Source organism: Escherichia sp. WS1450, assembly GCF_046487395.1.
GTDB classification, from domain to species: domain Bacteria; phylum Pseudomonadota; class Gammaproteobacteria; order Enterobacterales; family Enterobacteriaceae; genus Escherichia; species Escherichia coli.
The window spans coordinates 298206-314676 of sequence record NZ_JBJQJO010000001.1 but is presented as its reverse complement, the minus strand read 5'-3'; the positions used below and the strand labels follow the sequence as shown (position 1 = coordinate 314676).

General features: G+C 48.2%; 13 protein-coding genes and 1 pseudogene. 8 read left to right on the top strand and 6 right to left on the bottom strand.

What is annotated here, in order from left to right:
- Positions 1–205 precede the first annotated feature (205 nt).
- From ACJHYR_RS01495 to ACJHYR_RS01465, 7 genes and pseudogenes are all read left to right on the top strand, one after another.
- Positions 206–490 (top strand): type VI secretion system PAAR protein, encoded by a 285-nt coding sequence (locus tag ACJHYR_RS01495; RefSeq protein WP_001127492.1) that lies wholly within the window; start codon positions 206–208, stop codon positions 488–490.
- An 18-nt stretch (positions 491–508) separates the two neighbouring features.
- Positions 509–2914, top strand: a complete 2406-nt coding sequence (tssI, locus tag ACJHYR_RS01490) for a type VI secretion system tip protein TssI/VgrG (RefSeq protein ID WP_000053613.1) — start codon at positions 509–511, stop codon at positions 2912–2914.
- The gene (locus ACJHYR_RS01485; RefSeq protein ID WP_000342577.1) at positions 2904–3695 is read left to right on the top strand and encodes a peptidase M35; all 792 of its coding nucleotides are present in this window, start codon (positions 2904–2906) and stop codon (positions 3693–3695) included. Before tssI ends, ACJHYR_RS01485 begins: the two co-directional genes overlap by 11 nt.
- Positions 3696–3718: 23 nt before the next feature.
- A complete protein-coding gene (locus tag ACJHYR_RS01480; protein ID WP_001544554.1) occupies positions 3719–4540 on the top strand; it encodes a hypothetical protein in 822 nt (273 codons plus the stop codon).
- Positions 4541–4586: 46 nt separating this feature from the next.
- A pseudogene (locus tag ACJHYR_RS01475) lies at positions 4587–5048 on the top strand (ISAs1 family transposase); the annotation flags it as partial.
- 108 nt (positions 5049–5156) lie between these two features.
- Complete coding sequence (locus ACJHYR_RS01470) at positions 5157–5717, top strand: hypothetical protein (RefSeq protein WP_000748591.1); 561 nt, start codon at positions 5157–5159, stop codon at positions 5715–5717.
- Between the two features lie 359 nt (positions 5718–6076).
- A complete protein-coding gene (locus tag ACJHYR_RS01465; RefSeq protein ID WP_059328038.1) occupies positions 6077–6712 on the top strand; it encodes a hypothetical protein in 636 nt (211 codons plus the stop codon).
- Between the two features lie 384 nt (positions 6713–7096).
- On the opposite strand, the gene ACJHYR_RS01460 is transcribed toward ACJHYR_RS01465, so the two are convergent.
- Complete coding sequence (locus ACJHYR_RS01460; RefSeq protein WP_000085923.1) at positions 7097–7666, bottom strand: flavin reductase family protein; 570 nt, start codon at positions 7664–7666, stop codon at positions 7097–7099.
- 174 nt (positions 7667–7840) lie between these two features.
- Between ACJHYR_RS01460 and nhoA the strand changes: the two genes are divergently transcribed.
- A complete protein-coding gene (gene nhoA / locus ACJHYR_RS01455; RefSeq protein ID WP_000187915.1) occupies positions 7841–8686 on the top strand; it encodes an N-hydroxyarylamine O-acetyltransferase in 846 nt (281 codons plus the stop codon).
- Positions 8687–8769: 83 nt separating this feature from the next.
- Here the strand turns inward: nhoA and ACJHYR_RS01450 are convergent, their stop codons facing one another.
- The 5 genes from ACJHYR_RS01450 to narZ form a co-directional block, all read right to left on the bottom strand.
- On the bottom strand, positions 8770–9663 hold the full coding sequence (locus ACJHYR_RS01450) for a PhzF family isomerase (RefSeq protein ID WP_000804426.1): 894 nt from the start codon (positions 9661–9663) through the stop codon (positions 8770–8772).
- Between the two features lie 78 nt (positions 9664–9741).
- On the bottom strand, positions 9742–10422 hold the full coding sequence (narI, locus tag ACJHYR_RS01445) for a respiratory nitrate reductase subunit gamma (protein WP_000617123.1): 681 nt from the start codon (positions 10420–10422) through the stop codon (positions 9742–9744).
- Positions 10419–11114, bottom strand: coding sequence for a nitrate reductase molybdenum cofactor assembly chaperone (narW, locus tag ACJHYR_RS01440; RefSeq protein ID WP_001166367.1), 696 nt, complete (start codon positions 11112–11114; stop codon positions 10419–10421). Before narW ends, narI begins: the two co-directional genes overlap by 4 nt.
- Positions 11114–12658, bottom strand: a complete 1545-nt coding sequence (narH, locus tag ACJHYR_RS01435; RefSeq protein WP_000702560.1) for a nitrate reductase subunit beta — start codon at positions 12656–12658, stop codon at positions 11114–11116. The genes narW and narH overlap by 1 nt, the downstream gene beginning before the upstream one ends.
- Positions 12655–16395 (bottom strand): nitrate reductase Z subunit alpha, encoded by a 3741-nt coding sequence (gene narZ / locus ACJHYR_RS01430; protein ID WP_042028381.1) that lies wholly within the window; start codon positions 16393–16395, stop codon positions 12655–12657. The genes narH and narZ overlap by 4 nt, the downstream gene beginning before the upstream one ends.
- Positions 16396–16471: the final 76 nt, after the last annotated feature.

Sequence of the window (16471 nt, the reverse complement as noted above, 5' to 3'; positions counted from 1 at the left end):
GTTTTTATTGCTTATACATGATCAAATACTCCTTACATAATTAAGGAGAACAAAATGGAACTTAATACACGCCAACAATTTGTATTACTTAAATAGACCAGTGAAGGTACGCATCAGAACATCCGGTGAAGTGATTAATATTTCGTTGAATATTTCTCCCGATTTTTGAAACCTGCTGCTGTAGAAATTCTGAACAGGAGGAATTATGCCTTTAGCAGCCAAACTCACCGACAAAGGCACCCAGCACGACGGTTATTACGAGACCGTCATCACCGCCGGGTCATCCACCGTCTTTATCGATGGTCTTCCCGCAGCCCGTCAGGGAGATCCGCTGACGCCGCATGCTAAACCGAAGCATCCCCCTCATCCCCGTAAAATCGCCAGAGGTTCTTCAACCGTCTTTATTGACGGCCTGCCCGCCGCCAGAAGCGGTGATGCTGTTGACTGCGGCGGCGTGGTTATTGGTGGCGGTACGGTAAATATAGGCTGATATGTCTGAGAGGTATTTATGTCCTTAAAAGGTCTTCGCTTTACGCTGGAGGTTGACGGCCAGGAGCCGGACACCTTTGCAGTGGTGAATTTCAGGTTAATCCAGAACCAGTCATATCCGTTTGTGATGAGTGTGGATGTTGCCAGCGACTCTTTTATGCAGACGGCGGAGATGCTGCTGGAGAAGAAGGCGACACTGACCATCTGGCAGGGCGCAGTGGCGCAGCGTTATGTCACCGGCGTGGTGGCGGGTTTTGGCATGCAGGAGAATAACGGCTGGCAGATGCGTTATCACCTGCGTATTGAGCCGCCGTTATGGCGGTGCGGGCTGCGGCAGAACTTTCGTATCTTCCAGCAGCAGGATATCCGGACGATATCGGCCACGTTACTGAACGAGAACGGCGTCACGGAGTGGACGCCGCTGTTTTATGAGGACCATCCGGCGCGGGAGTTCTGTGTCCAGTACGGGGAGTCGGACCTGGCGTTTCTGTCCCGGCTGTGGGCGGAGGAGGGTCTTTTCTTCTTTGAGCGGTTTGCGGCGGACAGTCCGGAGCAGAAGCTGACGCTGTGCGACGATGTGGCGGGGCTGTCACAGGCGGGGGAGTTTCCGTTTAACCCGGACACATCGGCAGGAGCGGAGACGGAGTGTGTCAGTATGTTCCGTTATGAGGCGCATGTCCGCCCGTCATCGGTGCAGAGCCAGGATTACACCTTTAAGGTGCCGGACTGGCCGGGGATGTATGAGCAGCAGGGTGAGAACCTGAACGGACAGCTGGAGCAGTATGAGATATTTGATTATCCGGGAAGGTACAAGGATGAACAGCACGGCAAGGATTTCACTCTGTACCAGATGGAGAGCCTGCGCAGTGATGCGGAAAAGGCCACAGGGCAGAGTAATTCGCCGAAGCTGTGGCCGGGAACGCGGTTTATGCTGACGGGGCATCCGCAGAAGATGCTGAACCGTGAATGGCAGGTGGTACAGAGCATACTGTCAGGAAACCAGCCGCAGGCGCTGCACGGCAGCCAGGGAAAGGGAACCACGCTGGGCAATCAGTTAGAGGTGATACCGGCGGACCGGACGTGGCGTCCACGGCTGCAAAACAAACCGAAGGTGGACGGGCCACAGAGCGCCATCGTCACCGGTCCTGCGGGAGAGGAAATCTTCTGCGATGAACATGGACGGGTACGGGTGAAGTTCCACTGGGACCGTTATCACGGGATGACGGAGGCGAGTTCATGCTGGGTGCGGGTATCGCAGGCGTGGGCGGGGCCGGGGTTCGGTAACCTGGCGATACCACGGGTGGGTCAGGAGGTGATAGTGGACTTCCTGAACGGCGACCCGGACCAGCCGATAATCATGGGGCGGACGTACCATGAGGACAACCGTTCGCCGGGCGACCTGCCGGGAACGAAGACGCAGATGACCATCCGGTCAAAAACCTATAAAGGAAGCGGATTTAACGAGCTGCGGTTTGAAGACGCCACCAGTAATGAGCAGGTGTATATCCATGCCCAGAAGAACATGGATACGGAGGTGCTCAACGACCGGACAACGGATGTGAAACATGACCATACGGAAACCATCGGGAACGACCAGAAGATAACGGTGGTGAAGGGGCAGACGGTTCAGGTCGGGACCAGAAAAGAAGGGGGCCACGACCAGAGTATCACGGTGGCGAACGACCGGTGCATCACGGTACGTAATGACCAGACGCTGCAGGTGACGAATGACCGGACGGTGAGCGTGAGTAATGATGACGGCCTGTACGTCAGAAATGACCGTAAAGTGACGGTGGAAGGGAAGCAGGAGCATAAGACGACGGGGAACCATATCAGTCTGGTGGAGGGAAAGCACAGCCTGGTGGTGAAGGGGGACCTGGCGAGGAAGGTGAGTGGCGCGCTGGGGATAAAGGTGGACGGGGATATCGTGCTGGAGAGCAGCAGCCGGATAAGCCTGAAGGTGAGTGGCTCGTTTGTGGTCATCCATTCAGGGGGCGTGGACATCGTCGGGCCGAAAATCAATCTCAATAGCGGCGGTAGTCCGGGGACGCCGGTGCCGGCGCTGCAACCGGCGGTGCTGAAGACACTGGGGGATGAGAAGAGTGGTGATGGCAGTGATTCCGGAGAAGAAAATGAAGACTCTGGAGGGAACTGCGTGACCGGAAGTGGTGGTGATGATCGAGGTGACGATGAGGATGAACCTGAAAAATATACTCTCCAGTTCCATTTTACAGACGATGACGGGATACCGTATTCAGAAACCCGCTACATTGCCTTCTTTGAGGATGGCACGCAGACCCGCGGAGAAACGGATGAAGAGGGGTATACAGAGCGTTTTTTTGTATCTAGCAAACATGAAATTAAAGTGAAGTTGTTATTTGCGAATGATGATTTTCTCTCAATGGAAGGACACTATGGACGATAATAATCAAACTTCTGGACAACCAAAGCCAGAGCCAGAAGAATGTGTGAAAGAGCAAAAAATAACTGATCATTTTAAAATAATGATTGATAAGGCTCGTAAGGCACAAAAGTTGGTTTTGATAAAAAGAGCAGATGATCTTTTGAGATGGGGAGCACAGGAGGAATATGATTTCAGTAAGATCTTTGGTGTTAAAGGAAATAAGGAGGTTAATATAAGAAAATATGGACATAATACAGGTAGGCGCATGAATGCTAGATTTCTTATGATGGATGGTGTGAGAAGATTAATGATTATAGCTAATGATTTAACAATGAGCAGTTTTATAAATTATACAGGTTGTAATGAATTTGCAGCATTCGTCAGCCCAAGTAAGGATATGCCCTATATAATTAACATAGGCGCAAAATTTGAGTATAGAGATGGCAAAAAAAATCCAGTAACGGGAAAGGATTCTCATGTTGCTACTTTATGTCATGAAATGTCTCATATTCAGTGGTATTATGGGGATAATAAAAAAGGTGGTATGTGGTCACAGGATTATACAACTACTGATAAATATTCAACGTGCAAAGAGGATGAAGTTTCATATGACGAACATATCCGTATTGCAACTAAACTGATCTCTAAACAAAAAGATCAAATATTCGAGAATGCATATAACATAGAAAGATATTTTGAAATAAGATTAATTGAAAGTGAGATAGACTCGATTAATGATGAAATATTAAGCAATTCAGTTAAGAAAAAAATAGCGGAATTAGAAAAAGCACTTCTCCATTAACTAATAAGTCGAGAAATATATTAATGCTGCAAGCTATAAAAAAAATCATAATAATGACAATCGTAAATATTATATTTTTCTATTCCTTTCAATCGACTGCGGATGAAATGGTTTTAATAAAAAAATACGGGTTTGGGCTTGAGAGAGATATCAAAGGAAGGCCATTAATTTATCCTATCGAAAATTATGATGAGTGTAAGAAAAAATGCAATCATATGAATTATATAGCGGATGTCAATGCTCAATTAGCTATGAGTAAAAAAAATAACAGGATTTTTGCTAACATAACCTTTACTAACAATAGCTCTACCACGTATTTTTTTTCTAAATATTACCTACCTATGAAAGTAAAAGATGGAAAAGGAGATGAATATGATGCGATATGCAAAAAACCATTCAGAATCAACTCTGGGAATATCACGTTGGACTACTTAGGTGGTTCATGTCCTTTTGAAATTAATACGAATCCTGAACGGTGGAATACTATTAAACCAGGTCGTAGTTTTTTGTTGAGTATAACCTTAAATGATATGTATGCCTTTATACCAGGAGATAATTATTATTTTATAAAATCATCTGGCTATAAATTTGTTAATGACAAGTGGTTTACACTCAAATCAATCAATAATATTTTTCTTTATTTTTTAAATTTAAAAATTAATTGTGCTGATGATTTTTTTGATATTAATAATTTTACTACATGTGATAATTTGTTATTAGATGAAAAAAAACACTTTTTTATTAATCAGTTATGGGCAATTGAGGATGAAAAAAATTCTATTTACGTCACCCCTGATGAAATTTCTATAAGTATAGACGGCGATAACTTAAAGTTGCCATATTAGGAATCTGTGAAAGAACAAGGTGCGCCGCTTTTTTGTACTAAATAATTCGCATTTTAGTCACGGCAGAGAAGAAATCCATCTTCATATTGTTTGCGATGTCCCTGATGAACTTATTGATTTCACGTTTGAATGGAAAGGTCAGAAGAAATTATGCGTGGCAGTCTCCTTTTGGTCAATAATAGCAGAACAAAAGAAAGAGCCAGAAATGACGGTCAGATATTATATCAGTTCTGCTGATTTAACCGCAAAAAAGTTCGCCACAGCGATACGAAATCACTGGCACGTGGAGAATAAGCTGCACTGGCGTCTGGACGTGGTAATGAACGAAGACGACTGCAAAATAAGAAGAGGAAACGCCGCAGAATTATTTTCAGGGATACGGCACATCGCTATTAATATTTTAACGAATGATAAGGTATTCAAGGCAGGGTTAAGACGCAAGATGCGAAAAGCAGCTATGGACAGAGACTACCTCGCGTCAGTCCTTGCGGGGAGCGGGCTTTCGTAATCTTGCCCTGGCGATCGAATAGCGCAGATGACGGTGCTCTAAATTTGAATCTAATAAGCCGGTGTTATTTTTCATCCACTATTAAAATCTTGACACAACGAGGCAACAATGAAAAAAAGCAAAAAAATTAAAACAATGAACCATCAAAATAATAGCGGGATACAAAATCAACCAGACTATCACATCGAAATAGAAAGAAAAAATATGGTAAGATTGCTTGATGAACGTATTGATAAAGTTTACGGTTCATTGCTAGGACCAATGAAAAAGAAAAATATAGATAAAATACGTCATTTTACACTTGATGTAATGGTGTTTATTCTTGACACGAACCCTCGTGTTTGTAATAAATTATCCAGGGAAATAATATCTTTAGCGCAAAATACCTTCATTGAAAAAAACGTTAATTTTTCAACTTTTAATAATGAACAGCATAGAATAAGGGAGTATATGAATGAAGGTGGTGGAATACGATGGTTTACATGGGATAACCCCGAGATATCTTTTGTTCGTGCATCTTTTGGCCTTTTTGTCAAAATGGAAACAAAAGGTGATCATGAACATACACTAAGTGACACATTTCTTCAGATTGTTGAGTGTGTTAATTTAAATATAGGACTTATTGCAAAAGATGAACTGGTAAAAATCATCAATAAACACTTTATGTAAAAATATACTTCTGTATGAAGTTATAATAATACAGTGAAAATCATCAAATTATTAATTAATGATGCTCTTTGTTATTATTTACTTTTTACAATTGAATCAGGGGTTTTATTTTCTGTAGTAAAGTTGTATTTTTGCTAAAGGTGATAAAGTACAGGTGTTTATATTAAATTAGAACTCCCCTTAATTATCATAAATACAAAGAGGTGAAAACATGCGGGGGTGTTTTCGTTAAATAATACCATGGTGAATTAATAACATGCTATCAGTGATATACATATTTTCTCTAACAAAGTTTTAGTAAAATTACGCGTAGTAAGAAGATTCCGCCAAAGATTCCATATAATAATATTAAGGTTGTTATGAATAAAGGTAATAGATTACAACAGTTAGAAGATGCGTGTCGTGATATTATTAAAATTAACATGTGGTATGAACTCCCCGATTATGTATTTTTTTCAATATCTGACACCATCGATGGGACGAGTGATGAATTCGCAATAAATGTGTATAAAAATATCGATAAAAGTCTTCTTGAAATATTATTGCATCCATCTGTTTTACTGTCAGTTGTTGAGTCCTTACAAAGTAATACTATAGCTGAGTATATCGTGAAATTGTCTGAAATAGAGATGAATTATGACGACTTGCTAATATCGGATGTTAAATCATGTCTTTTTATCAACTATGGATTCAATAACAGTGAATCGGTTGCGCTATTTAATAAGATTTACCGCGAATTAAAAGATATTGTAAAATCATCAAGAGTACATATAGATCATGAGAAAGATATTTTTGATGGCCTTAATCAAATCTTGGATTTTTCCGATAATAATAAACATGAGTATTTTTTATATATAAAGGCATATTGGCTCAGTTTATACTTTTGTGAAATTTCACAGAACGTGAGAGAAAGAGATAAGTTGTCATTTTATTATAATGAATTTTCTGTCCGATTTCCTAATGTTGTCCTATATCCGTCATGCTACAAATTGTAAGGCTTGGCACCTGAAATTCATTGTTAATTCGAGACGCTTGATTGTCCACTATATCAAAACAGTCATACCTCGGAATTTTCTCGCATTAGTCCATACGGTATTCAATATTCGCAACTGTGCCCTGAAATAAAAAACTGCTTTTTCTTGACCTGTCCCAATCACGCAAGACTACTTTTAGTAGAGACCTCCAGCTATGTCGATTTTAGTGCCGCCCGCGCATTTTATACAAAACAGGGCTTTATTAATGAAGCTATAATACGCAATTACTATGATGTTGGTGAGGATAAATTAATCTTCACTAAAAATATGCAATCGTGAGATAAAATATGCTTTTAACTCATATTGAAACATTGCTTAAGCAACTTGGTTGCTGCATATGATTCTTTAGCCCGCGGTGACTCGCTTGCCGCTGGTAACAAACGTGCCAGCACCTAAGTGATGTAGTGTATTGAGTTTATCATCATCAAACTGCCAGCGGCCTTCGACAAATACCCGTGCGTCTGCCGCTGCTGATACCACCTCGCCAAACAGCGTGTCGTATTTTTCTTGCGCGGAAGTCGCAGGTAGCAAGCGGCACTCCATCCACGCCAGACATTTTTCCTCGACCAGAGGCAAACCAAGTACCGGACCTTTCACTACTGGAATGCCGTAGCAATTAAATTTATCTTCTTCACGACCCGACACACTTCCCACCGCCCACGTCCAGTTAGTTGCTGCAACGCCCGGGATAACGATGCCAAATTTACCGTTACGTTCAATCAACTCCCTGGTCCATGTCGATTTATCTACCACGATCGCAACACGTGGCGGTTCAAACTCTACCGGCATCGACCAGGCCGCAGCCATCACATTACGTCGCTGTGATTTTTCATCAAAAGTTGTTATCAAAATAGTTGGGCCATGATTTAACAGACGGCTGGCATGGTGTAATTCGACAGGGATGAATCGGCTCACGGTATCGCCTCGCTAAGAAGGGGGTTTTAAAAGCGTAGCTCGTAACGCTATAAGTAACGAAATTAACGGGATTGGCGATTTGCGAACGTGATGCATGTCCGCGATCGCACAAAATAGCCGGTGCGGCGTCTATTCCAGGTTATAAGTTGAGAAAACCACTAAGGGAAACGCCTGATGACGCCCATTCTGAATCATTATTTTGCCCGTATTAACTGGTCGGGAGCTGCTGCGGTCAATATTGATACGCTGCGTGCATTGCACCTGAAACACAATTGCACCATTCCATTCGAAAACCTCGACGTTTTGCTGCCAAGGGAAATACAGCTTGATGATCAATCGCTGGAAGAGAAACTGGTGACAGCCCGTCGTGGTGGTTACTGTTTTGAGCAGAATGGCGTGTTTGAGCGGGTGTTACGCGAGCTGGGGTTTAACGTTCGCAGCTTGTTAGGGCGCGTAGTGTTATCAAATCCGCCAGCATTACCGCCGCGCACCCATCGTTTGTTGTTGGTGGAACTGGAAGGGGAAAAATGGATTGCTGATGTCGGTTTCGGTGGACAGACGCTAACCGCGCCGATTCGTTTAGTTCCCGATCTCGTGCAGATCACGCCACACGGAGAGTATCGGTTGTTACAGGAGGGTGATGATTGGGTGTTGCAGTTTAATCATCATCAGCACTGGCAGTCGATGTACCGTTTTGATCTCTGCGAGCAGCAACAAAGCGATTATGTAATGGGCAATTTCTGGTCTGCGCACTGGCCGCAGTCGCATTTTCGCCATCATTTGCTGATGTGCCGCCATTTGCCGGACGGCGGCAAGCTGACACTGACCAATTTTCATTTTACCCATTATGAAAATGGGCACGCGGTGGAGCAGCGAAATCTACCAGATGTGGCGTCGTTATATGCCGTGATGCAGGAACAGTTTGGTCTGGGCGTAGATGATGCGAAACATGGCTTTACTGTGGATGAGTTAGCGATGGTGATGGCGGCGTTTGATACGCACCCGGAGGCGGGAAAATAATTTATGTCAGGTTGCCGGATGCGGCGTAAACGCCTTATCCGGCATACATAGACCTGATAAGCGAAGCGCATCAGGCAACGGTTTCAGAATTCAATTGCCCATTCGGCATGAAACAAAATCACCGCTGTGCCAGAAATGGTGACTTTCTCCGGTTGGTTATTGCGAATTGTCACCGTCACTTCAATCACGCCGTCACGCCCCAATGCGCGCCCCTGATGGCCTTTAACATGCAACACGTTGCCATCGTGGGGCAATACGTTGTGATGTACCAACCATGCACCCATCGGGCCATTGGCATTGCCAGTCACCGGATCTTCCACAATACCAATCGCAGGCGAGAACATGCGACCATCGGTTTCATTTTTGCCTGGGCGGATCTGGAACGGGAAGAAACCATTGCAGCCAATCTGTTTGCTGATAGCGGTCAGCGCAGCAAGATCAGGCGAAAGGGCGTCGATATCCACTTCTGGTTTCAGTGGGATCATCACTTTTGAGTGTCCTGTGGTTGCCACCTGAATTGGCAAGCCTGACAAAATATCGTCCTCAGTGAGATGAAGCGCGTTGATAATCGCTGCACGTGTTTCACCTTCCAGCGGTGGCTCAAAGCCCGGCGTACCTTGTTCCAGCGAAATACGATAATCATCGTTGTGATTTTCGATAGTCACGCGATGTTTTCCTGACAGTGACGTTTGCCAGACCGTGCAATTTCCTAAACCTAACACCTTCGCACGTACATAGTGCGCAGCTACTGTCGCGTGACCACAAATCGGCACTTCAACTGTTGGCGTAAAGTAGCGGATGCGCACATCGCTGTCGTCGCTGTGCAGCAGAAAAGCAGTTTCCGAATGACCTAATTCGCGGGCGATAAGCTGCATTTGCGCTTCACTGAGATTATCGGCGGGGAAAACAACACCGGCAGAATTGCCGCGAAACGGTTGTGAGGTAAAAGCATCGACGTGGTACACCTGCGGTTTCATTAACGTTCTCCTGTGGCTGGAGAACTATCATAGCCTGCAAGTGGCCGGAGAGCGAAGGGCTATCCGGCCAGGGTGAAATTATCGCCGCGAGCGCACAATCTGATACCGACGAGTAAAGTACTCAAACGGCGCGCTCCACACATGCACCAGTCGGGTGAACGGGAAGAGCAGGAAGATGGTCATTCCCAACACCAGATGCAGGCGGAAAACGAACGCTACGCCGTTAAGCATTTCTGACGATCCACCACGGAAAGTGACAATGCTTTGCGCCCAACCCACCAGCTTCATCATTTCGCTACCATCAGGATACTGTGCTGAAAACGGTATGGTACTTAGCCCCAGCAGACACTGAATCAGCAAAATGCTCATGATGATAATATCCGGCGTAGTGGAAGTGGCACGCACGCGCTGATTAGTCAGCCTGCGCCACAGCAGTCCTGCGCCGCCAATCAACGTCAATACACCGCAAATACCACCGAGCACCATCGCCATCTGCTGTTTTACCGCCACCGGCAGAAACCACGCGTACATCCAGTGCGGCGTTAACATGCCGAACAGGTGCCCGAAGAAAATCCCCAAAATGCCGATATGGAACAGATTCGACCATATCACCATCCCGCGTTTATCGAGCATCTGACTCGAGGAGGCGCGCCAGGTATACTGCCCGTAGTCGTAGCGCAGCCAGCTGCCGAGGAAAAACACTGTCGCACAAATGTACGGGTAGATATCATAAAAAAAGACGTTCAGATACTGAATCATTTCCCACCTCCCGCACTGATGTCGACATACTGCGGCGCGACATCCTGGCTAAAGCGTCGCTGATATTGATTAAGCGGCGAGCTGTCACACGCCGTGGCGTTATCTTCAATAAACTTCACCTGTTCCTCTTCCCACACCGCATCCAGTGCCTGGCGGGTGTCATCGCGCTCCTCACTGTTCACCTGTTTTGTGACACTGTCACTTGAAAGTGTACTTCCTGCCAGTTGCAACAGGGTGTCAAATAACGCGTACCACGGTGCCTCGCGTTGTTTTAAGCGTCCGCCAAGCAGGGCGAGGATCGGCGCAACGTTGAGCAAGCCTTCTTTCGCCTGATCGTCCGGCAGTACGCTTAAGTACTCCAGATACAGCGGTAGATAATCGGGCAGTTCTCGACAATCCAACTGCAGGCCGACCTTTTCATACTCCGCCAGCAGGTCCACCATTGCCTGGCCGCGATCGCGGGACTCGGCATGAACATGTTCGAACAGCAGCAGCGATGTGGTACGTCCACGGTCAAACACTTCGCACCATTCGGCCTGTTTATCCAGCAGCGGCGCGTTAAGCAGGTTGCGGGTAAAATCCGTAAGCATCGGTGCGTCGCGGCGGATCAACGCCAGCGCGTCCTCCTTACATTCCCATAACAGCTCGTCCGGATACTCCATCAACAGGCCGATCACTTTGAGGATCTGCATTATTCGCCCTCCGCTTTGTCGCGTACTTCGGTGATGTTGATGGCATCGATACGGCTACTGTTGAACAGGTTGAATTTGCTGTCCGAGCCGTGGCAACCGTCGCCAAAGGTAAAACCGCAGCCATTGCGTTCTGCGAAGGCATCGCCCGCCATTTCCCGATGACTGGTTGGAATGACAAAACGGTCTTCATAGTTGGCAATGGCGAGGTAGCGATACATCTCTTCGACCTGGGCGACGCTCAGGCCTACTTCGTCAATGGCGCGGGTATCGGTAACGCCTTCCACGGTTTGTGAACGCATATAGTGGCGCATCGCCATCATCCGTTTTAGCGCCCGCAGTACCGGACCGGTATCGCCGGCACTTAACATATTGGCGAGATATTGCACAGGAATACGCAGGCTCTCGATGGCTGGCAGCACGCCTTCGCTTTTCGGCAAACCGCCCGCATCTGCGTAGGACTGAATCGGTGACAGCGGAGGAACGTACCAGACCATCGGCAGGGTGCGGTATTCAGGGTGCAGCGGTAGCGCCAGTTTCCAGTCCATCGCCATTTTGTAGACTGGCGAACGCTGGGCAGCTTCAATCACGTTTTGTGGAATACCTTGTTTCAGGGCTTCCTCGATCACTGAGGGATCGTGTGGATCGAGGAATACTTCGCACTGGCGTTCATAGAGGTCAACTTCACGCTCGGTGCTCGCCGCTTCCTCGATGCGGTCAGCGTCGTAAAGCAGCACGCCCAGATACCGGATGCGACCCACGCAGGTTTCTGAGCACACGGTGGGTTGGCCTGACTCAATTCGTGGGTAACAGAAGATACATTTTTCTGACTTGCCGCTTTTCCAGTTAAAGTAGATTTTTTTGTACGGACAACCGCTAATGCACAAACGCCAGCCACGGCATTTATCCTGATCGATCAGCACAATGCCGTCTTCTTCGCGTTTGTAGATAGCGCCGCTTGGGCAGGTCGCCACGCAACTGGGATTGAGGCAGTGTTCGCACAAGCGCGGCAGGTACATCATGAAGGTGTTTTCAAACTGCCCGTACATCTCCTTTTGCATGGCCTCGAAGTTGCGGTCACGGGCGCGTTTTTCGAATTCGCCGCCCAACAATTCTTCCCAGTTTGGCCCCCAGATCACTTTGTCCATCCGTTTGCCGTCAATCAGTGAACGCGGACGAGCAGTAGGGATATGTTTGCCTTCCGGTGCGCTATGCAAATGTTCGTAGTCGAAGGTGAAAGGTTCGTAGTAATCATCAATCTGCGGCACCACCGGGTTAGCGAAGATTTTGGTTATTACGCCCATCTTGCTGCCCAGACGCGGGCGGATCTTGCCATTCACATCACGCACCCAGCCGCCTTGCCACTCTTCCTGATCTTCCCAGTTTTTCGGATAACCAATGCCCGGTTTGGTTTCGACGTTGTTAAACCATGCGTACTCCATGCCTTCGCGTCCGGTCCAGACGTTTTTACAGGTCACCGAACAGGTATGGCAGCCGATACATTTATCGAGGTTAAGCACCATGCCGACTTGCGAACGTATTTTCATTTTTTCGCCTCCTGTACCTGATCGCGACCTTCATCATCCAGCCAGTTAACGTTCTTCATCTTGCGGATCATGATGAATTCGTCGCGGTTCGAGCCGACGGTGCCGTAGTAGTTAAAGCCCCAGGCCAGCTGCGCGTAACCGCCAATCATATGCGTTGGTTTCGGACAAACGCGGGTGACCGAGTTATGAATGCCGCCGCGCATGCCAGTTACTTCCGAACCAGGAATATTCATAATGCGTTCCTGGGCGTGATACATCATGGTCATACCCGGCGGTACACGTTGGCTGACCACCGCGCGGGCAGTCAGCGCGCCGTTGGCGTTAAACACTTCCACCCAGTCGTTATCGACAATGGTCAGTTCACGGGCATCGGTTTCGCTGATCCAGACAATCGGTCCACCGCGAGAGAGTGTCAGCATTAGCAGGTTTTCACTGTAGGTTGAGTGAATGCCCCATTTCTGGTGCGGCGTCAGGAAGTTAAGTGCTTTTTCCGGGAAGCCGTTTGGCGGGATCTGGCGCATCTCACTGACGCTACGGGTGTCGATAGGCGGGCGATAAGCCACCAGGCTTTCACCAAAAGCACGCATCCACGGATGATCCTGATAGAGCTGCTGGCGTCCCGACAGCGTGCGCCACGGAATTAACTCATGAACGTTGGTATATCCGGCGTTGTAGGAGACGTGATCGCTTTCCAGACCAGACCATGTGGGGCTGGAGATGATTTTACGTGGCTGCGCCTGAATATCGCGAAAGCGAATCTTCTCGTCCTCTTTGTGCAGCGCCAGATGGGTATGTTCGCGTCCGGTTATCTCGCCCAGCGCCTGCCACGCTTTGACTGCAACATGACCGTTGGTTTCCGGTGCCAGTGCCAGAATCACTTCTGATGCGTCAATGGCGGTGTCAATCAGCGGTCGCCCCTGTGCCGGGCCATCACGCTTGGTGTAATTGAGTTTGCCGAGGAAATCGATTTCATCCTGGGTATTCCACGAAATCCCTTTACCGCCGTTGCCAAGTTTGTCCATCAATGGCCCGAGCGAGGTAAAGCGTTCATAGGTAGCAGGGTAGTCGCGTTCCACCGCCACAATATTGGGCGCAGTTTTACCTGGAATCAGATCGCATTCGCCTTTGCGCCAGTCGAGCACTTCACACGGCTGTGAGAGTTCTGCCGGAGAGTCATGCAGCAGTGGTTGTAATACCACGTCGGTTTCTTTGCCAAGATGGCCCACGCACACTTGCGAAAAGGCTTTGGCAATACCTTTGTAGATTTCCCAGTCGCTGCGTGATTCCCACGCCGGATCGACCGCCGCAGAAAGCGGATGAATAAACGGATGCATATCCGAGGTGTTCATATCGTCTTTTTCGTACCAGGTGGCGGTGGGCAGAACGATATCGGAGAACAGGCAGGTACTGGACATACGGAAGTCGAGCGTCACCAGCAGGTCGAGCTTGCCTTCAATCGCTGCAGTTTGCCACTCGACTTCTTCTGGTTTGATCCCGTCGCTGGCACCGAGTTCCTGACCCTGAATCCCACTTTTGGTTCCCAGCAGATACTTCTGCATATACTCGTGGCCTTTGCCGGAGGAGCCAAGCAGGTTAGAACGCCAGACAAACAAATTACGCGGATGATTGCTGCCGCTATCTGGTTGTTCGCAGGCCATGCGTAAATCGCCCGATTTCAGCGCCTGGGCGGTAAATTCTGTGGGGGATAATCCGGCCTTGTCGGCTTCAGCTTTAATCCCGAGCGGGTTACGCCCCAGCTGCGGCGCAGAAGGTAGCCAGCCCATACGTTCGGCACGAACGTTGAAATCAATCAGATGACCGCTGTACTTACTGGCATCGGCGAGCGGTGAAAGTAACTCCTGAGCAGAGACTTTTTCATAGCGCCATTGGCTGGAATGATTGTAGAAAAACGAGGTGCTGTTCATCTGGCGCGGTGGTCGGTTCCAATCGAGCGCAAAGGCCAGCGGCAACCAGCCAGTTTGCGGGCGCAGTTTTTCCTGACCGACATAGTGTGCCCATCCGCCACCGCTTTGCCCGACACAACCGCAGAAGATCAGCATATTGATCATTCCCCGGTAGTTCATGTCCATGTGGTACCAGTGGTTAACACCTGCGCCGAGGATAATCATCGAGCGCCCATGCGTTTTATGGGCAGTATCGGCAAATTCACGAGCGATGGTTTCAATATACTGGCGCGGCACACCGGTAATTTGCTCACCCCAGGCTGGGGTGTACGGTTTGATTTCAGCGTAATCTTTCGCGCTGTTTTCATCTTCCAGCCCGCGATCGAGGCCGTAATTCGCCAGTACCAAATCATAAACGCTAACCACCGGACAAGTGCTGCCATCGGCTAATGTCAGGTTTTTAACGGGTAATTGACGCACCAGGACCGGATTGTGTTTTACGCTACGAAAATGCGGATTTTCAATGCCGCCAAAGTAGGGGAAGGCCACGCCTGCAACGGCATCATGTTGACCAAGCAGGGTTAATGACAATTCGGTTTCCGTACCGGCGGCAATGGATTCCAGATTCCATTTGCCTTTTTCTCCCCAGCGAAAACCAATCGAACCGTTCGGCACCACCAGTTCACCTGCGGTATTAACCGCCACGGTTTTCCACTGCGGATTGTTGCTTTCGCCCAGTCCATCCACCAGGTCAGATGCGCGGACCATGCGCCCGGGAACGTAGCTGCCGTCGTCGCGAGGTTCCAGCATTACCAGCATCGGCATGTCGCTGTAGCGGCGGCAGTAGTTGATAAAATAATCGCTGGGATTATCGAGATGAAACTCTTTTAAAATGACATGGCCCATTGCCATTGCCAGGGCACTATCAGTGCCTTGTTTCGGTGCCAGCCACTGGTCGCACAATTTGGCCACTTCAGAGTAGTCAGGGGTAATGGCGATGGTTTTAGTGCCTTTGTAGCGTACTTCGGTAAAGAAATGGGCGTCCGGCGTACGTGTCTGCGGTACGTTAGACCCCCAGGCGATGATGTAACTGGAGTTATACCAGTCGGCAGATTCCGGCACGTCGGTTTGTTCGCCCCAGGTCATCGGCGAGGCGGGCGGCAGGTCGCAATACCAGTCGTAGAAGCTTAAACAGGTGCCACCTAACAGCGACAGATAACGTGTTCCGGCGGCGTAAGAAACCATCGACATCGCCGGGATCGGCGAGAAACCGGCAACGCGATCCGGGCCGTAAGTTTTGATGGTCCAGACGTTAGCAGCGGCAATCAGCTGGTTTAGCTCCTGCCAGTTGGAGCGGATAAAGCCGCCGCGTCCACGTACTTGTTTGTAGCTTAGGCACTTTTGCGGATCGTTCATAATCGATGCCCACGCCAGTACCGGATCGCTGTGTTGCTTGAGGGCTTCGCGCCACAGTTCAATCAGTCGTTTACGAATGAGAGGGTATTTCAGGCGGTTAGCGCTGTAGAGATACCAGGAGTAACTTGCGCCGCGCGGGCAGCCGCGAGGTTCATGATTGGGCAGGTCAGGGCGAGTACGCGGGTAGTCGGTCTGTTGGATTTCCCAGGTCACCAGACCATTTTTAACGTAGATTTTCCAGCTACAGGAGCCTGTACAGTTAACACCGTGGGTGGAACGCACGATTTTGTCGAACTGCCAACGCTGGCGATAGCTGTCCTCCCAGTCGCGGTTGCTATGCATCACCTGTCCGTGACCATCGGCAAAGGTATCGCCCTTTTGTTTGAAGTAGCGAAAGCGATCCAAAAGTTTACTCATGACATAACTCCTGCTCCAGGAATGAATTGGGATCTGATGCCTTGTCGGATGCGACACGGTTGTAGCCTGATAAGAC